Annotated in this window: 20 protein-coding genes; 6 read left to right on the top strand and 14 right to left on the bottom strand. The window is 38.6% G+C overall.

Translation table 11 applies throughout. The features are described 5' to 3' along the window. Positions 1–35: 35 nt before the first annotated feature. The 5 genes from O5635_RS07350 to O5635_RS07330 all read right to left on the bottom strand — a co-directional run bounded on the left by O5635_RS07350 (position 36) and on the right by O5635_RS07330 (position 5,968). The gene (locus O5635_RS07350; protein WP_036901620.1) at positions 36–923 is read right to left on the bottom strand and encodes a segregation/condensation protein A; all 888 of its coding nucleotides are present in this window, start codon (positions 921–923) and stop codon (positions 36–38) included. Positions 924–986: 63 nt separating this feature from the next. Continuing rightward, the gene (locus tag O5635_RS07345; RefSeq protein WP_036901623.1) at positions 987–1,331 is read right to left on the bottom strand and encodes a lipopolysaccharide assembly protein LapA domain-containing protein; all 345 of its coding nucleotides are present in this window, start codon (positions 1,329–1,331) and stop codon (positions 987–989) included. A gap of 112 nt (positions 1,332–1,443) precedes the next feature. After that, positions 1,444–3,084 (bottom strand): NAD(P)H-quinone oxidoreductase subunit 4, encoded by a 1,641-nt coding sequence (locus tag O5635_RS07340; RefSeq protein WP_081934273.1) that lies wholly within the window; start codon positions 3,082–3,084, stop codon positions 1,444–1,446. A gap of 108 nt (positions 3,085–3,192) precedes the next feature. Beyond that, positions 3,193–5,196 (bottom strand): NAD(P)H-quinone oxidoreductase subunit 5, encoded by a 2,004-nt coding sequence (locus O5635_RS07335; protein ID WP_036901626.1) that lies wholly within the window; start codon positions 5,194–5,196, stop codon positions 3,193–3,195. A 34-nt stretch (positions 5,197–5,230) separates the two neighbouring features. Continuing rightward, positions 5,231–5,968 carry an NnrU family protein gene (locus O5635_RS07330; protein WP_036901628.1) on the bottom strand — a complete coding sequence of 246 codons (738 nt, stop codon included), beginning with the start codon at positions 5,966–5,968 and terminating at the stop codon, positions 5,231–5,233. 97 nt (positions 5,969–6,065) lie between these two features. Between O5635_RS07330 and O5635_RS07325 the strand changes: the two genes are divergently transcribed. After that, positions 6,066–7,022, top strand: coding sequence for a LysR family transcriptional regulator (locus tag O5635_RS07325; RefSeq protein WP_036901629.1), 957 nt, complete (start codon positions 6,066–6,068; stop codon positions 7,020–7,022). On the opposite strand, the gene O5635_RS07320 is transcribed toward O5635_RS07325, so the two are convergent. Further along, entirely contained in the window at positions 7,019–7,504 is a 486-nt protein-coding gene (locus O5635_RS07320) for a DUF3172 domain-containing protein (RefSeq protein ID WP_241462950.1), read from the bottom strand. The genes O5635_RS07325 and O5635_RS07320 overlap by 4 nt on opposite strands. 155 nt (positions 7,505–7,659) lie before the next feature. Further along, complete coding sequence (locus tag O5635_RS07315; RefSeq protein ID WP_036901633.1) at positions 7,660–8,007, bottom strand: NAD(P)H-quinone oxidoreductase subunit M; 348 nt, start codon at positions 8,005–8,007, stop codon at positions 7,660–7,662. Positions 8,008–8,112: 105 nt separating this feature from the next. Here O5635_RS07315 and pds point away from each other — a divergent pair, with 105 nt between their 5' ends. Together pds and O5635_RS07305 are read left to right on the top strand one after the other, a co-directional pair. Then, positions 8,113–9,531: a 15-cis-phytoene desaturase gene (gene pds / locus O5635_RS07310; RefSeq protein ID WP_036901635.1), complete on the top strand. Its 1,419-nt coding sequence runs from the start codon at positions 8,113–8,115 to the stop codon at positions 9,529–9,531. Positions 9,532–9,560: 29 nt separating this feature from the next. After that, on the top strand, positions 9,561–10,472 hold the full coding sequence (locus tag O5635_RS07305) for a phytoene synthase (protein ID WP_152557288.1): 912 nt from the start codon (positions 9,561–9,563) through the stop codon (positions 10,470–10,472). Positions 10,473–10,504: 32 nt separating this feature from the next. On the opposite strand, the gene O5635_RS07300 is transcribed toward O5635_RS07305, so the two are convergent. After that, the gene (locus tag O5635_RS07300) at positions 10,505–10,936 is read right to left on the bottom strand and encodes an RNA recognition motif domain-containing protein (RefSeq protein WP_036901640.1); all 432 of its coding nucleotides are present in this window, start codon (positions 10,934–10,936) and stop codon (positions 10,505–10,507) included. A 61-nt stretch (positions 10,937–10,997) separates the two neighbouring features. Continuing rightward, the gene (locus O5635_RS07295) at positions 10,998–12,215 is read right to left on the bottom strand and encodes a CCA tRNA nucleotidyltransferase (protein WP_241462940.1); all 1,218 of its coding nucleotides are present in this window, start codon (positions 12,213–12,215) and stop codon (positions 10,998–11,000) included. Positions 12,216–12,237: 22 nt separating this feature from the next. Between O5635_RS07295 and O5635_RS07290 the strand changes: the two genes are divergently transcribed. Genes O5635_RS07290 through O5635_RS07280 form a run of 3 tightly spaced genes read left to right on the top strand, consistent with a single transcriptional unit; the run spans position 12,238 to position 13,728 of the window. Continuing rightward, the gene (locus tag O5635_RS07290) at positions 12,238–12,486 is read left to right on the top strand and encodes a Ycf34 family protein (RefSeq protein ID WP_036901645.1); all 249 of its coding nucleotides are present in this window, start codon (positions 12,238–12,240) and stop codon (positions 12,484–12,486) included. 7 nt (positions 12,487–12,493) lie between these two features. Next, entirely contained in the window at positions 12,494–13,150 is a 657-nt protein-coding gene (gene tsaB / locus O5635_RS07285) for a tRNA (adenosine(37)-N6)-threonylcarbamoyltransferase complex dimerization subunit type 1 TsaB (RefSeq protein ID WP_036901649.1), read from the top strand. Positions 13,151–13,191: 41 nt separating this feature from the next. Further along, entirely contained in the window at positions 13,192–13,728 is a 537-nt protein-coding gene (locus O5635_RS07280) for a YdcF family protein (protein ID WP_241462941.1), read from the top strand. 22 nt (positions 13,729–13,750) lie between these two features. Here the strand turns inward: O5635_RS07280 and O5635_RS07275 are convergent, their stop codons facing one another. Genes O5635_RS07275 through rpaB form a run of 5 tightly spaced genes read right to left on the bottom strand, consistent with a single transcriptional unit; the run spans position 13,751 to position 18,393 of the window. Continuing rightward, on the bottom strand, positions 13,751–14,407 hold the full coding sequence (locus tag O5635_RS07275; protein ID WP_052042790.1) for a lysophospholipid acyltransferase family protein: 657 nt from the start codon (positions 14,405–14,407) through the stop codon (positions 13,751–13,753). Further along, positions 14,401–15,297, bottom strand: a complete 897-nt coding sequence (gene fabD, locus O5635_RS07270) for an ACP S-malonyltransferase (RefSeq protein WP_036901652.1) — start codon at positions 15,295–15,297, stop codon at positions 14,401–14,403. The genes O5635_RS07275 and fabD overlap by 7 nt, the downstream gene beginning before the upstream one ends. Positions 15,298–15,327: 30 nt before the next feature. Then, a complete protein-coding gene (locus O5635_RS07265; RefSeq protein ID WP_036901653.1) occupies positions 15,328–16,344 on the bottom strand; it encodes a beta-ketoacyl-ACP synthase III in 1,017 nt (338 codons plus the stop codon). Further along, complete coding sequence (plsX, locus tag O5635_RS07260) at positions 16,341–17,639, bottom strand: phosphate acyltransferase PlsX (protein ID WP_052042793.1); 1,299 nt, start codon at positions 17,637–17,639, stop codon at positions 16,341–16,343. The genes O5635_RS07265 and plsX overlap by 4 nt, the downstream gene beginning before the upstream one ends. 7 nt (positions 17,640–17,646) lie before the next feature. Next, positions 17,647–18,393, bottom strand: a complete 747-nt coding sequence (rpaB, locus tag O5635_RS07255) for a response regulator transcription factor RpaB (RefSeq protein WP_036901656.1) — start codon at positions 18,391–18,393, stop codon at positions 17,647–17,649. Between the last annotated feature and the right edge of the window lie 70 nt (positions 18,394–18,463).

Genomic DNA, 18,463 nt, shown 5'->3' with positions numbered 1-18,463 from the left:
ACTAGGACAAAATAGTCTGTTATATAAAGCTACCACTATGCCGCGGCCGGAGAAACAGCTGGCACGTCATAATTTTTCAATGGAAGCTGGGCAACCATTCCGTGTTCGAGAATCCTTTTGATTCTTAATTGACCATATAAAAATGACTCTTGCTCCAGCTCAACCTTGCCTTGTGAACATAAAAATAATAAAGCCCAAAAAACTCCAACTCGATCAGTATCTAAATCCTTAGGGGCGACAACTTTCCAATGAGAGACTAAAGAATCAAAATCAATCCAATGCAATGCATGCTCCCATCCATTTAAAAAAACTCCTAAAGCAGCAGTAGTTTCAGGTAGCTTCTCCCTATGCGCAAGAGAAGTGACTTGTTCGATTATTTGTCTATCGCTATATCGCTTGTCTTTTCTTCTGCGACTTTTCAACTCATCAGATTCTATTGATTCAGCTATAGATTCTAGTTGCTCTATTAATTCACCAAGTGAAACTGGCCTTCGTAAAGGCGGAGGAGCCACTGGTCTTCTATGAAGATGTCGCTCTGGATATTGTGGAATTGCCAACCGTGGATCAAGCCATCCTTGCTCAGAGAAATCACCCTCATCAATAAGATCCAATTCACATTCTGGAGGGAAAGTTTCTGCTTCAAGAATCTCTGCCTTTAAACCCAATAAAACTGAAGCCGCCAAAAAAGCCTCACTACTCTCAGACAAATCCTTTTCAAAAGTCCCTCCTACCCCTGAGCTAAAGGAAAAATTTTTCCTTGGGATTTGAATCCTTTGTCTTAATTGATCTAAGAATCCATCAATAACTGGAATAACATCTACATCCCAAGGATCAATCTCCCCTTTTTGGGCAGCATCTTGCAGCAAGCGAATGGCAAGCCTTGCGCCTGATTCAGAATTAGATGTCAGGCCTTCAATAGGCAAAGAAAAATCTACTCTAAGAGGAAAGTTAACGGCATTAGATATTTATGGCTATAGAAAAAATTCTTAAGCAACATCTTTATCGATATCTTTACCAGTTGCAAATTTCATAAAAGGTAAAATCTTTTTTCTCCCTGAAGTCACTGTTAAGTCCATTTCAAGCTCTTGAATACGTTTTTTTGAGCTCTCAATTTCTCTTGCATCAACATCCCTAAGCATTACGCTCCACCCTGCAAATAGCCAGGCTCCAAAAGCTCCTACACCGGCCGCTATAAGCAGAAGAGCTGCTAGCGGAAGGGAAACTGAAAAGCTTGGAAGAATATGCACTGTGGAGGCAGCTGTGTTCTCTAATGTGAAATAAACGGTAAGCAAGGCAAGTCCAAACATCACCGCAAAGTTGATTTGTCTCATCAAGAAAAAATAGTTCTTATAAAAATTAAGTAAAAGAATTTTTATTGCAATAAAAAAGTATTCCTAAGTTTTGAGATCTTCATTTTTAACTAAAGAGCGGTTTTAAAGAGGGTTATATGGCAGGAGCCGAATTAGATGACAAATAAAATTTCCTGCTAGCAGAAATATTATCTGCTTTTTCTGTAATTCTTTCTATTGCAGCCAAGTCTCTTGCAACCAAACCATCAATTGAAGCTGTATATGTTTCAGTCATTATTCTTGGATATAAACCAATTCCAATTATCGGTACTAACAGACTGCCTATTACATAAACTTCTCTAGGTTCAGCATCAACAAGCTCTCTACTTGATAAGAACTCAACATTCTCTTTACCAAAAAAGATTTCCCTGAGCATTGATAAGAGGTATATGGGAGTAAGGATGACTCCTATAGCTGCTAAACCAGCAATCACAATCCTGAAGGGTAATGTATAAACTTCGTCAGTTACAAACCCTGTGAAGACCATTAATTCTGAAACAAATCCACTCATTCCTGGAAGCGCCAAAGAAGCTAACGAGCAAACAGTCCACAAAGCGAACATAATACGCATTTTTTGACCTACTCCACCCATCTCATCAAGCTGCAAAGTATGAGTCCGATCGTAGGTAGCTCCCACTAAGAAAAATAAACTTGCACCAATCAAGCCATGACTAATCATTTGCAACATCGCGCCACTTGTTCCTAATGAACTAAAGCTCCCTATACCTATCAAGACAAATCCCATATGGCTAATAGAGCTATATGCAATTTTTCTTTTCAGATTACGCTGTGCAAAAGAGGTAAGAGCAGCGTAAATAATATTGACTACTCCAAGAACTATTAATAATGGAGCAAATTGTGCATGAGCACTGGGAAGTAATTGTGCATTAAATCTTAAGAGCGCATAGCCACCCATTTTCAATAAAATCCCTGCAAGCAGCATATGAACTGGGGCTGTTGCTTCTCCATGGGCATCCGGCAACCATGTATGCAAAGGGACTACAGGAAGTTTTACTCCAAAGGCTATAAGCAATCCTGAATAGCACAATAATTGGAAACCTGTGCCAAAGTCTTGATTAGCAAGATGAGTGAATTCAAAATTTGGAGCTCCATCACCAAAGAACCCCATAGCAAGAGCCGCTAAAAGAATAAATAAAGAGCTCCCAGCTGTATAAATAATAAATTTTGTAGCTGCATATTGTCTTTTCTTTCCACCCCATATCGCTAATAACAAATAAACAGGTAACAACTCCAATTCCCATGCCAAAAAGAAAAGAAGCATATCTTGGACAGCAAAAACTGCTATCTGTCCACCATCCATTGCCAGAATCAAAAAGAAAAATAATTTTGGTTTAAAGCTGACTGGCCATGCAGCTAAAACAGCTAATGCAGTAATAAAGCTAGTTAAAAGTATTAAGGGCATTGATAGGCCATCAGCACCAACAGCCCAAGTCAGTCCTAAATCAGGAAGCCATTCAACTCTCTCTGATAGTTGAAGACCTTCACGAGATGGATCGTACCCTTTCAGATAAGCACCAACAGTAATTAAAAACGTAGTAAGTGCTATCCCTAATGCGAACCACCGCACTTGTTTCCCATCTCCTTCATCAGGAATAAATGGAACAAGTAAAGATCCAACTATTGGAAAAAGAATTGAAAGGCTTAGCCAAGGGAAGTCAGCACTAATTGGTTCAGGAACCAAGGAAGACGTAGTTGCCCAAACGAAAATAGACACGCTTTCAAACACTGCTGAATTAGCCCACTTTTTGGAGTGTAGAAATACTTACAGCTATGGCATCCAATCGATAGGGGATGACACACACAAATCACCAATAGAAGAAGCCTATGTTCCAAGAACGCCAAATAAAGCAACTAAAGCTATAACACCTCCGAAAACGATCAATGCATAAAATTGTGCTCTCCCTGTCTCGAAATACTTCAGTCCTTCTCCACTGCCTAATGTTAAAAGTCCAGTTAAATTAACTACACCATCTACAACTTTCGCATCAACCTCTAAAACTTCTCGAGCTAGTTTACGACTGCCACGAACAAAGATTTTTTCATTAATCTCATCTAAATACCATTTATTTGAAAAGAATGCATTAATAGAAGGAAACCTTTCTGCAACTGATTTTTTAAGATTAATACGATTGAAGTAATAAGCTAAAATTGCTAATGAGATCCCTAATGCAGAAATAGTTACAGAAGCTATTGCGAGAGGTAAGAATTCACTCCAACTAAAATTCTTCGCCATTTCTGTTGCCTCAGAGGGATTCAATAATTTTGCAAAGGAACTATTCCAGGGAATACCTAGCAAACCAATGAATACTGAAGGAATAGCCAAAGTAATTAATGGCATTGTCATCGGCCATCCAGATTCATGAATTTCTCCTCCATGATGTTGTTCAGATTCTTCTATTTCTATTCCTGCAGACGCCAGTAAAGATTTTTGCAGTTCTTCATCATTACCTCTAAAAGAGCCTTCAAAGGTCAAGAAATAGAGCCTAAACATATAGAAAGCTGTCATACCTGCTGTTAAGAAACCTATAGCCCAAAGAAGTGGATAACTATTAAAAGCTTGCCCAAGAATTTCATCTTTGCTCCAAAACCCTGCCAAAGGAGGGATGCCACTTATTGCGATGCATCCAATAAGGAAAGTAATCGCAGTTATAGGCATCTTTTTACGCAATCCACCCATCAACCTCATATCCTGAGCAAGAATGGGTTCATGGCCAACCACTTCTTCCATCGCATGTATTACCGAACCTGAACCCAAAAAGAGCATTGCCTTAAAAAAGGCATGCGTTACCAAATGGAACATGCCAGCTACCGGAGCTCCACAACCCATTGCAAGCATCATGTATCCAAGTTGAGAAACAGTGCTATAAGCAAGACCTTTTTTAAGATCCATCTGAGTTAGAGCTATTGATGCACCAAGGAAACATGTAATTGTTCCCAAAACAGCTATCAATAAACCTATAAAAGGAAACTGAGCATATAACGGCTCCAGTCTTGCAACTAAGAAAACACCAGCTGCAACCATTGTTGCAGCATGGATCAAGGCAGATATTGGGGTTGGTCCTTCCATTGCATCAGGCAACCAAACATGTAAAGGGAACTGAGCAGATTTAGCCATGGGTCCCATAAAGACCAAAAAGCAAAGTGTCAACGCTGCCCAAACCGGAACAGTGCCTGAAGAAACCGCCTCTGATAATCCTGTTGCAATTCCATTGAAATCAAAGCTTCCTGTGGCCCAGAACAAGCCAAGTATCCCTAACAAAAGACCAAAATCACCAACTCTATTAACTACAAAAGCTTTTTGAGCAGCATGGGCAGCACCATCTCTGTCGTACCAAAAACCTACTAACAGATAAGAACACATTCCTACTAATTCCCAGAAAACATATATCTGCAACAAGTTCGGACTAATTATCAAGCCGAGCATTGAACTTGAGAACAAAGCCAAATAAGTAAAGAACCTTACATATCCTTCATCATGAGCCATATAGCCATGTGAATAGATCATTACCAAAAGGGCTATTGTCGTAACCAAAGCCAGCATTACAGCTCCCAAAGGATCCACCACATATCCCATAGGAAGAGTGAAGTCTCCTGCACTAGCCCATACAAATAAATGTTCAACAGGGGAATCACCAAATATCTGCTGAATTAACACTGCATAGCTCAATACAGCAGAAGCACCTACACAAGTAAGCAAAGTAATCGCAACTTGTTTTCTCAATCGGTTTAAAGCCCGATTAAAACTAATTAACCCCAAGCCTGATACAACTGCTCCCAAGAGAGGGAGCAAAGGGATTAACCATGCAATTTCAGCGGCCGATAGCATCCTTTACTTTCAGGTCTTTGTGAGTGTAGGCATTTCAGGTCAGCAGTTCTGCCAACTTGGAAGAGAGAAATACTTCTGTACCGATTGGAATAAAACGATGTGCCCACCAAAACACTGCCACTGCAATGCATATGCCTAATTGAGAGGGTCTTAAAAATTCTTGAAATTCTAATTTTTGTCTCCCATCAATGATCGCAAGGAAAGGAATCACTGACGTATTTCTTTTAAATTCATCAAAAGTATGTCCAAATTTTGCCTTTAATCTACGATCTCCATGCCATACAGCAAACAAATGATGAGCGATTAGACCAGCAGATGTAATCATCATAAAACTCGTACCTAACCATAAACCATGAGCAATGCACCAAATAATTTGACCAATTGCTTGAGGGTGCCTAGAAATCCTGATTATTCCATTTTGATAAATTCTGACCTGGGGCTTTGCTATAGAAGGTATTTCCAAAAGATTGTATGTAGCTGGATATAAAAATAAAAAACTAAATGCAGTCAAAACCCAGACCAATTGAATCATTCCTGGAACACCCTGAAAATTCCAAAGTCTAAGACCGTCATATCTATGAGCTAAAAAATAAAATATCAATACTCCTGCTGAAGGAATACTGGCCAAAGCAAATATCAAACGCCAAATTCTAGGGCCAACAATTGACTCTGCTCTAGTCCTGATTGCAGCACCTCCGCTATGGATAATTGCAAAAAGCAATAAGAGCATCAGCATTATGAAGCTGGAATGATGAATGCCTTCTGAAAACATTTGTGGCAGAAGATCCCTATAACAATTATTAGATTCTGAGTCATCGACAGTTACAGTTTAAAGTTTTTATCATTGTTGATGAACTGACCCAGCCGATATGGCTGAACTTCCTTTTACTCTTGATCAGCTCCGAATTCTCAAAGCAATCGTGCATGAAGGGAGCTTCAAAAAAGCTGCAGATAAGCTTTATGTAACCCAGCCTGCTGTCAGCCTTCAAATACAAAATTTAGAAAAGCAGCTAGAAATTACGATTTTCGATAGAGGTGGTAGAAAAGCTCAACTCACCGAAGCAGGAAAACTATTACTAAATTACTGCGAGAAAATTCTTAGCCAGTGTGATGAAGCTTGTGGAGCGTTAGAAGATTTACATAACCTAAAAGGTGGTTCATTGATAATTGGAGCAAGCCAAACCACGGGGACATATCTCATGCCAAGAATGATTGGATTATTTAGACAAAAATTCCCAGAAGTATCAGTCCAACTTCAAGTCCATAGCACAAGACGCACAGGCTGGAGTGTCGCAAATGGGCAAATTGATCTGGCAATAATAGGCGGACAGCTACCTTCAGAATTACAAGACTTTCTTGAAATTATTCCTTATGCAACAGATGAATTGGCCTTAGTACTTCCTGTAAAACATCCATTATCACGCCTACCTGAATTAACCAAAGAGGATTTGTACCGTTTGGGGTTCGTCACCCTTGACACACAATCAACCACTCGCAAAGTTGTTGACCAGCTTCTTACAAGTTCTGGCTTAGATGTGCAACGCTTGCGAATAGAAATGGAACTGAATTCGTTAGAAGCAATTAAAAATGCCGTTCAATCAGGGTTAGGGGCTGCATTTCTCCCAGTTGTTTCTATTGAACGAGAATTGACTGCTGGCACTGTTCACAAGCCTAATGTCGCAGATTTAGTAGTTAAAAGAGAACTTAAATTAATTAGCAATCCCGCCAGATACACCTCAAGAGCTGCTGAAGCATTTACAGAGGACATACTTCCTATCTTTGCAAGTTGGGACAGCCCCCTAAAGAACAAATCTACAAATATTTAAAATTGAATCGCTTCCTGATTAATACGAATACCATCTTCTTCAACCCCCTTGATTATGAATTTATTGTCATTGATATCTGCTTGGTAAACACATCGCACAATTGGGTTGTCTCTTATGGAGCCTATATAGGCAAAGGTGTTCATACGTTGCTTGCATTCTCTAACATCCTCATTGGTAATTGCTCCTTGCTTTTGAAGCAAAGACCAATTTTCTCTACGGATTACACATCCTGGCTGTAAAGATGGTTGCGTCACAAAGCTTGTCGAAGGGTTCAATGTTGTATACATCTCAACATCTATGACGAAAGCACTTGCACCCCATTGCCTGCAAAACTCCGGATCTGGAACAGCCATATCTAGCTGTTGCTGACTTGCAATATTCCCTTCTCCCCCTTGAGTTGTACTAGTAATGGCACTCCCAATCCCAACACCTAAAACCAAAACACCAGCAAGCACAGCAATTGTGCTTGTATTCAAACTAATTGGATTACCTGTCTTGGCTGAGTTTGGACCTCCGGAAAGATAATTATACGAATTCCCACCTGAAGAATCTCTACCAAATGAAGATCTACTTTGACGATCTCTCTGAGAATTCTGATTGAATCGACCTGATTTTGGTCGCCTATAAGGAGGTCTACTCACAATAAATCTTTGGTCCTTGGTAAACCCATTGAAAAATTAAGTACTCGACAATCTGGGTTGTATTTCAACTGTCCTGATTGAAGGAGTTGTCTGATTAAACCCTCTAAGCTTGAGCCAATTTTTCTAAGATTGTAATCAGTTAAATCTTTGCCTGAATATGATGTAACCAAAGTACTAAAGCGCTGATTAATCTTATCTACTACCTCTTGATTCCAAATAAATTCATTATCGGGATCCAAATCCAAGGTCAAATATTTCTCATCTGCGACTAGATCACTATTTTCAGTTCTTGCGGTAAATATTCGAATGTGTCTTGTTGTGCACTTAAGAATGGCATCTGTCATGTCAAAATCTGCTGCAGATGAAAATATATTGATAACAAAGAATTCAATATAAAGAAAGTTTAGGGCCCTTTTCTACCTAAAGTTGCATTCGATATAAAAAAAAGTATGCGAGTTGTTATTGCTGGGGCAGGATTGGCTGGACTGTCATGTGCAAAATACTTGTGCGATCAAGGTCATCAACCAATCCTGATTGAATCTCGAGATGTATTGGGGGGGAAAGTAGCTGCATGGAAAGATGAAGATGGAGATTGGTATGAGACTGGACTGCATATCTTTTTTGGGGCATACCCAAATATGCTGCAGCTTTTCAAAGAGCTGGACATAGAAGATCGATTGCAATGGAAGAGCCATTCAATGATTTTCAATCAGCCAGAGGAACCTGGCACATATAGTCGTTTTGATTTTCCAGATCTACCGGCTCCAATGAATGGTGTAGCAGCTATTTTGGGCAATAACGATATGTTGAGTTGGTCGGAAAAAATCTTATTTGGCATTGGTCTTGTACCTGCAATGCTTCGTGGGCAAGAATATGTTGAAGAATGCGACCAAATGTCTTGGAGTGAGTGGTTAGAAAAACAGAACATTCCATCAAGAGTGAATGATGAGGTTTTTATAGCTATGAGCAAAGCTTTAAATTTCATTGGTCCAGATGAAATTTCATCAACAGTATTATTAACCGCTCTTAATAGATTCCTCCAAGAAAAAAATGGTTCGAAAATGGCTTTCCTTGATGGAGCTCCGCCAGAAAGATTATGCCAACCAATTGTTGATTATATCAAGTCTAAAGGAGGAGAAGTTTATACAAATACTCCATTAAAAAAGATCAATCTAAATGATGATTCTAGCGTAAAAAGTTTTAGCATTGGTGGATTAAATGGTGAAGAAATCAGAGAGCTAGAAGCAGATGCGTATGTAAGTGCTTTGCCAGTAGATTTACTTAAGTTAATTATTCCCAATTCCTGGAAAGGTCTCGAAATTTTCCGAAAATTAGAGGGACTAAAAGGCGTTCCAGTGATTAATATTCACCTTTGGTTTGACAGAAAATTAACTGATATTGACCATTTATTATTTAGCAGGTCTGAATTACTTAGTGTTTATGCAGATATGAGCAATACCTGCAGAGAGTATGCAGACGAGAATCGATCAATGTTAGAGCTTGTTTTTGCACCTGCCAAAGAATGGATTGGTAAAAGTGATCAAGATATAATAGAGGCAACAATGAAAGAGCTGAAAAAACTTTTCCCGATGCATTTCACTGGATCCAATCAAGCAACATTGATTAAGTCCAAAGTAGTAAAAACACCTTTATCTGTTTATAAAGCAGTCCCAGGGTGTCAAGATTTACGTCCAAGCCAAGAAACACCACTAAGTAATTTTTTCTTGGCTGGTGATTTTACAATGCAACGTTATTTAGCATCAATGGAAGGTGCGGTGCTAAGCGGCAAACTTTGTGCTGATAAAATAAATGAATCAAAAGAAAGACTATTGAATATTCTAAAACCTGAAGGCGAAGGGTTGCAATGATGAGAACTGGGCTACCTCAATCTAAGTTGATGACTAGGAAAGACTTAATTTACCTTGAAAATGCATATGAAATATGTAGAAAAGAGACAGCACAATGGGCTAAGACTTTTTATCTCGGGACATTACTTTTACCACCCATTAAAAGAAAGGCTATTTGGGCAATTTATGTTTGGTGCAGAAGAACTGATGAGTTAATGGATAGTGTTGAGGCACAAAAAAAATCCGTGGAAGAACTTGCCGAAAGACTTGACGCATGGGAAGAACGTACTAAGAAAATATTTGCAGGGGAAGTAAAGGATGAATTAGATGCGGTTATGTCAGATACATTTGAACATTTTCCACAATCTATTCAACCCTATTTAGACATGATTGAAGGTCAACGAATGGATCTCAATAAAACTAGGTATTCGACCTTTAAAGAACTTGAGTTGTATTGCTATCGAGTGGCCGGCACAGTTGGCCTAATGACCCAAAACGTTATGGGTCTTGATGAAGCGTATACTAATGCTCCTTGGAGCGAGCGGCCTGATACTTCAGATGCTGCAGTTGCACTAGGGATTGCCAATCAATTAACTAATATTCTTAGAGATGTAGGAGAAGATAGATCCAGAGGGCGTATATATATTCCTCAAGAGGATCTGAAACGATTTGGCTATTCCGAAACTGATCTTTTGCAAGGAAAAATAAATGATGCTTGGAAAGAACTCATGGCCTTCCAACTGCATCGAGCAAGAGAATGGTTCTCTCGTTCAGAAGAAGGTATTAGATGGTTATCTCCTGATGCGAGATGGCCAGTTTGGACTTCTTTAAGGCTATACAGAGGTATTCTAAATGCTATTGAAAGACTCGATTATGACGTATTTAACAATCGGGCCTATGTAAATAAGTGGGTAAAGTTACTTGAACTTCCAATATGTTATTTAATTGCACAAACTAAGTAAAAAGCGTCAATCTAAATTGATCTATTTATTTTTTAAACAGGTGTTTTCTGATTTGCTAAAAGTTCCTTCAACTTCGATAATTCTCCAGCCCATCTAGGATCAGGAGCTTCAGCATTAGGGGCATCACTATGAACGACTTTCTTGAAATCCTTACGGTTTCCTTTTGACTTTGAATTTGAGGAAGAAGCATTTCTTCTCCCTGAAGAGTTATTTTGTTCCTTCTTCTCAGAGCGTTCGACTCTCAAGTTATTCCCATTAAATTCCTTCCCATTTAACTGCTCTATAACTTCTGTAGCCAACTTCTCATTCTCTACATTTGCAAATCCAAATCCCCTACAAGCTTTGGTCTCTCTATCTAGTACGGCTTTAAACCGAATGCCTTTCCCAACAGTTGCAAAGAGTTCTTCAAGCTCCTTGATCTTTAAATTTTGCGGCAAGTTACCGATGTAAAGACGAACACTCATGAAAGGAAAGGGATATGGGAAATGGACCTCATCAGGGGAAAAAGAACTTCCTTAGGTGTAGTTAATCACAAAAAGGTTTGTTATGTGCCCACCAGTAACGAGCAAATTGAAATACTTCCTCTTCGGTTTTTAAACGTCCAAATGCTTTTTCTTGAGAAATCAGATTTATTAATTCCCCTATCCAAGGTCCTTCCGATGCACTAATGATCTTTTGCAATGCACCTCCATCCAATGGGCATGACGGGTGAAAAAGTGGATCATCATTATCTCTCCAGCGTTTTAGCCAAAGCTTCTGATCACGAAAAGACAGTCCTAAAATCAATGCAGGAAGAATATTTTCTAAATCCTTATGTAACCTAAAACGATCATTTTCGCTAAGGTTTTCGAAAGCAAAGCCATCATTTTTCAATTGCCAGTAACGTAAAAGATGACAATTTTGTAATTTTTTTCTAGAAAAACTTAACTCTTTTAACCCTTGATCACTTAATAATTTTGTTAAGCGAATTAAAGGCAGACCTATTTCAAGCTCTGTTGAATTAAAGGCAGAAAAATTTGGCGAAAGTTCAATTAGTTCATTTTGAGGTTGATCTAAGACCTGCCAAGGCTCTAAAAGTCGAGATTTGTTCAATGAAGGGATTACTTGATCAGCCCAAATACCTTGAATTAATTTCTCCAATTCGCCCTTAATTCGTTCCCTTGCAACTCTCCTAAGTAAATGTGCATTAGATTCTAAAAAAAATTTTGTTTGATTATCGAAAAAGAAATTTAACTCTGCAAGAAATCTAAAACCTCTTAATAATCTCAAAGGATCATCTATTAAGTTTTGCTCTGAAACTGCAATTAATTGTTTCTTAGTTAAGTCAATCAACCCTCCAGTTGGATCCAATATTTGAGGTTCAGGTAAAAGCACTAAAGCAATTGCATTAATTGTGTAATCTCTTCGCAATAAATCTTCTTTTAAGCAAGTACCTATCTGACTAGCAAAATCAACTGTCCATTCTTTGATTACCCATCTAGCTATATCTCTTGTCTCATCGAGAACAACACAAGTCCCACCTATTCCTTCAGCAAATTGCTTAGCAAGTTTAATCGCGTCAGAAGGAACTACTAGATCAAGATCTGGCTTATCCTGAAGTCTGTTGAGTAAAGCATCTCTTATTGAACCACCAACCAAGGCAGAACCGATAGGAAGATCCTTTAAACTGACAGGCCATCTCGAAAAATCCAGTCTTTCACTTAAAGATTGCGCAAGCAAACTATGATCCTTCCTGAATTCCAACAAATTAAGTCCCTCTAAAAACATGTGTATTTGTGTGAACTGTTACTGGATAGATAGATGTAAGACGTATCACGCAGTCGAAAAACAGCATGGTGCTGAGCACCTAACCTCCTCGCCTGATTTTCAAGGGAATAATCCATCAATTCATGTAATTGTTAAGGATGTACATTCTGGAAGCTCAATTGAATGGGACGTAAGAGCTTGTAAAAGTTTCCAAGAAGACAAGGGTAAATGGCAACGATTAAGACCTGGTCAAAAGCTACCTTCTTAAGCTCAGAATGTCATTCAAGAATGAAAAGCGATATCTACTGGGACTCCACAGCTCTTCAGAAAAGTTTGGGGTAGGGATAATAGATTTAAAAAATCCTCAGGAAAAGATACAGATTGCTTCTTTTGATGGTGGAAGAGAATTATCAAACAATTTATTTGACTATGTAGATAGCATTTTACCCACAAAATCTTGGATGGAAATTGCAAGAATCGCTGTTTCAAAAGGGCCAGGCAGTTTTACAGGAACAAGAGTGAGTGTTGCCATGGCACGTACACTTGCCCAACAAATTAATTGTCCTCTCGAGGGCGTCAGTAGCTTTGCTTTAATGGCAGCAAGACATGCAAAAAGCCTTGAAAATCACAAAATAAATAGTTTTTTTTGGATCAAAAAAGTACTTCCAAGACATGGTGTAATAGCAGGTAAGTATAAAGTTATTAATCCGGCGAAAGAAAATAATAAACTTGACATTATTGAGTTAGAAGAACCACATTTAATCCCAGATGGTACAGAAATAAGCCCATCCTTAAATGCTAGTGACAACATCTTAGAAGACATTAGAAAATTGCTAGAAATATTAGCACAATCACATAGTATTAAGAATGAAAACCATTGGTCTGAAGTACTACCAATTTACCCAATATCACCAATTTCTAATAGTAAGTGAGAAAAAAATACTTTCATTTTATTGGTTTATTTATATTTTTCTTGTTTGTAACTCAAGGAACATTTAGGCCTTTTTTACGCAGCATCTTTAATAAGGAAGAAGCTCAACTAATATTAGTATTAGGAGGGGACATCGATAGAGAAAAGGCTGGGTTTAAAATGGCAAAAAAATTAAATCTTCCAATAATAATTAGCGGAGGCAGCAACCCTGAGTACTCTGAATGGTTAGCAGAAAAGGAAGGTTTGCCTTCTAAATTAATTAGAAGAGATTATCGAGCTCAGGACACCTTGGGTAATTTCACTTCCTTAGTAAATGATTTATCTAGCGATAATATTAACCATATTTTTCTAATTACAAGTGAAGACCATATTGATAGAGCAATCATAGTTGGAAAGATTATAGCTGGAAGTAGAGGAATTAAGCTAAAAAGTATTTCAATACCATGTGCACATAAGTGCAAAAAAGAATCTCAAAAAAAGTATTATATTGATATAATTCGCTCTATTACTTGGGTTGTCACAGGGAAAGATTTAAAAAATATTCTCCCTGAAAAACTCAAGGCTGAGTTTGTAGAATAAAATTGCAATTTTTTAAGTATATTTATAACAACATTCCCTGATCAAGCATTGCATTAATTGATTCTTGCAATTGTTGAGTTACTTCGATTAAATTAGTCTTTTTCCGTGATTCTGGAGCTGCTATGACTGGTCCTACTCGTATATGTATAGGAGTAAATCTTGGACATAATCTCCCTTTACCTAGAGCTCGATGACTATTCACAATAGCTACTGGAAGTAGTGGAGCACAGCTTCTTGCAGCTAATAACGCTGCTCCAGGCATAGGATCATTAATTCTTCCATTGTCTTGCCTAGTTCCATCTAAAAAAACACCTGTAGCACAACCTTGCTTAAGTCGACCAGTAGCTATTCTAAGTGCTTCTCGATCACTAGCTCCTCGGCTTACTGGATATGCCCCGCAAGCTCGAATTATGTTACCAAGAAATGGGATCTCAAATAACTCGGCTTTAGCCATAAAAGATATAGGCCGGCCCAAAGCATGTCCCAATATTGGTGGATCCAAATGAGAACCATGATTAGCAACAACTACCAAGGGTCCTTTTAAAGGAACATTTTCCAAACCAAAAATACGACCCCTAAACAATATTCGGAATATCGGAAATACTAAGCAGTAACTAACAAAGCTATATACCAAAGATTGTTTTGATGCTAATGAATTATTTCGAGTTAGTTTCAACATTCCAAATCATTAAATGAAGAAATTTGCTTAATTGAAATTCCTAATATAGATCTCTTAGCAAGTCCACTTAAAACTTTCCCTGGTCCTATCTCAATTAAAGAATCTATCGAATTGTTTTGTATTACATCCATAGTTTCTCTCCAACGAACACCTGAAGTCATTTGCCGCTTCAATTTCATTTGCAATACTCCTCCATTTGTTTCAGGGGTAGGATCAAAATTGCTTATCACAGGGAAAATTGCGTCATTGAAAGTTACTTGATCTATCAATTGAGAGAATGCTTGTGAGGGCTGCTCCATAAATGGAGAATGAAATGCTCCAGAAACTTTTAAAGGCACAGATCTTTTACAATTTAATTTCGATACAAGCAATTCAACTGATTCAGGTTTGCCTGATAAAACAACTTGATCAGTACTATTATCATTTGCAATTACAACACCTTCTATTTCTTGCACCAAATCTATTAATTGCTTTTGATCAAAACCTAAGACAGCCGTCATTGCGCCATTCCCGACAGCTGACATTAATTCAGAACGCGATTTCAATAAATTTAATCCAGTTGATAAATCAAACACCTCAGCTGCATAGAGAGCAACTATCTCCCCAAGGCTATGACCCGCTACCAATGAAGCCCGTGAACCCTGTTTTTTCAATTCATCAACTAATAATGACTCAACTACAAAAAGTGCAGGTTGAGTATTGCGAGTGTCATTTAAATCATCGATCTTTTTATTAGGCGAACCTGTTTCAGTACAAATCTTCAATAAATCCCTACCTAAGATTTGGGAAGCAAGGTCAAACCTTTCTGGCGCTCCATCAAGTGAAAGCACTGAATCAGCCATGCCAAGTTTCTGTGAACCTTGACCAGGGAAAACCCAAGCAAAAGTCATAAAACCTCTAAGAAACAAACAATTGAGTCATTAAGTAGGACCATGCCATCGAAATACAGCCGCTCCCCAACTTAAACCAGCACCAAAGCCACTACTAGCTATTAAATGTCCAGGTTTAACTCTTCCATCTCTAACAGCTTCATCCAGCATGAGTGGAATTGTTGCAGCCGAAGTATTTCCATACTTGGAAAGATTACTAAGAACTTTCTCATGCGAAATTTTCAGCCTATCTGCTACAGCATCCAAAATTCTTTTATTAGCTTGATGCAATAAAAGCCAATCTAATTTCTCAGGGTTTATTCCACTTGTTTCTAATACATCTTTTAGGATGACAGGCACTTCTCGAACAGCAAACTTATAGACTTCTTGGCCATTCATCTGAATATTAGAAAATCCACCTTCTTGATTCATGGTGGTATTCACTAAAGATCTAAAGTTTCTTTTCTCCAATAAATTTAAACAATTCCCTCTACTGCCATCCGATCTAAGTTTAAAACCTATCAAGTCATCACATTCACTTTGAACTGATTCGATACCAACTGCACCAGCTGCATCCCCAAATAAAACACAACTTTTTCTATCATCCCAATCAATCCAACTAGATAACTGATCTGCTCCAATTACCAATGCACGCTTCATAGACCCGTTTCTCAAAAATTGAGCTGCTGTAACCAAGGCGAATAAAAAGCCACTACAGGCAGCTGTAAGGTCAAAAGCGACAGCGTTTTTCGCACCTAATTTGGCTTGAATACTAGGAGCAGAGCCAAACAAATCATCTGGCGTTGAAGAAGCAACAATAACTAAATCAATGGTTTCTGGTTGCCAGTTCGCCATCTCCAAAGCAGAAGCACCTGCTCTAAGGCATAGATCAGAAAAAGATTCCTCTGGACCAAGCACACGCCTATTCTTAATTCCTGTCCTGCTGCTAATCCACTCATCATTCGTTTCAACTCTTAAGGCAAGCTCATCATTAGTAATGACCTGTGCGGGCACTGCGCTGCCACTACATACTAACGAAACTCCAAAGGTACTGTTATTTTCAGTCAAATGCTTAAGGCCTTAGGGTTGTTAAGAGTAGCCAGATCATCCATAACTCCATGACTTGAAGCAGAGTGAGCAATCCTAAGAGCACTTACAACTGACAATGCCTTACTACTACCATGCCCAATCACACAAATTCCATTAACACCAAGCAAAAGGGCTCCTCCATGTTCAGCATGGTCTAAACGTTTTTTAATTCTTTTAAGATTATTTCTTAAAAATGCCGAGCCTAGTTTCCCTCTTCTACCCCTAGGCAACTCTGCTCGAAGAACATCTAATAAAACGCTGCCAACTGATTCAAGAAATTTAAGTAGTACATTGCCAGTAAAACCATCACATACAACAACATCAAAATCTCCAGAAAGAACATCTCGACCCTCACAATTCCCAACAAAATTAAAGCGTTCCTCGTTAGCCAATAATGAATACGTTGATAGGGATAGCTCATTGCCTTTACACTGTTCTTCGCCAATATTTAAAAGTCCAATACGAGGCTCTGCAATTTGCAAAACATCCCGCGAATAAATGTTTCCTAATAATGCAAATTGATGCAAATAAGTGGCTTTGCAATCCATATTTGCTCCAACGTCAAGAACTAATACTGGCTGTCCTGGATCTTTAGTTGGGAACAAAGCTCCTATTGCAGGTCTATCTATTCCTGAGAGTCTACCCAGGCGAAAAATAGCTGAAGCCATTAAAGCCCCTGAATTCCCGGCTGAATAGACAGCCGAGGCGTTGCCCTTTTTAACCAAATCCATTGCGATATTAATACTCGCGTCCTTTTTGCGTCTCACAACAGTAGCTTCTTCATCCATTCCTACTGATGGTCCACTAGGAATAAGTTCTAAAAATCCTTCAGATACTGAGTGGTTTAGCAAATTCTCTATTCCCATTTCTTTTGCAGCAGCATTTATCTTCTTAATTTCTCCTACAAACTTGATCCTTAAAGGAAGCCTTTCTATTGCTTTAAGGCAACCTTCCAAAATAGGACCTGGGGCTTGGTCTCCTCCCATTCCATCAACAGCCACCCAAATCCTTTCAGAATCTTCAATGAGGGTTTTGTCTAAATCTGTCCCTACTCCTTGCAACCTTCTTAACGGGTCAAAAACTAATGGTTGAAGAGTGCTTTTAGCCATTGAGCCTGCACTAGAAACAACTGAACCCGCAACATTCCCTGCAACCGAAGCTGAACTTGCAGCTGTGTCTACAAGGCTTGTTACAGCCGAATTACGGCGATACCAAATAACTAATCTCCTAATAGCTCTAGGGCGATTGGTTTTAAAGCGAGAATCATTTTCCACAGAATTATTAAGCTTTATCAGCTGACATTGGGTCAACAATTCTCTGGAACAAATAACCCGTTCCCCTAGCTGTAAGAATTAACTCAGGATTGGCAGGGTCATCTTCCAATTTTGATCTCAACCGAGAAATATGAACATCTACAACTCGAGTATCCACATGTCTCTCAGGTGTATATCCCCAAACCTCTTTAAGGATTTCCCCCCTACTGAAAGGTTCTCCAGAACGACTAACTAAAAGTTCCAGCAAACTGAACTCCATTCCAGTCAATCTTATTCGCTCATCTCCTCTAAAAACCTTTCTCTTATTAGTGTCTATTCTAAATGCAGCAACTTGGATAACTCCAGAATTAGGTAATCCTGCTATATGTTCTTTCTCAATCCTTCGCAATACGCATCTAATACGAGCTTCTAATTCCTTTGGGCTAAAAGGCTTAATCACATAATCATCGGCTCCTAACTCAAGCCCAGTGATTCTGTCAGCAACATCACCTAATGCAGTAAGCATAACTATTGGGACATCAGATTCTTTGCGTAATTCTTGAATAACACCATAACCATCAAGCTTTGGCATCATTACATCAAGAACAACCAAATCTGGTTCCAGATTTCGAAATTTCTCAAGAGCCTCATTCCCATTCGATGCTGTTACAACTTGATAACCGATCATCGATAAGCGTGTCTCCAGAATCCTCCGGATACTCGCCTCATCGTCGGCCACGAGAATGATTTCTTTAGATTGACTTGTTGCCGTCATTTGATCTTTGGCTTATACGGCTAAAGGAATCGATCTTAGACAAACCTTAAAAAAGAGTCTAAAAGTCAAC

The organism is Prochlorococcus marinus str. MIT 0919, from assembly GCF_027359375.1.
Lineage (GTDB): Bacteria > Cyanobacteriota > Cyanobacteriia > PCC-6307 > Cyanobiaceae > Prochlorococcus_D.
The sequence above is the reverse complement of the archived record's forward strand: the minus strand, read 5'-3'. Positions and strand labels throughout refer to the sequence as shown.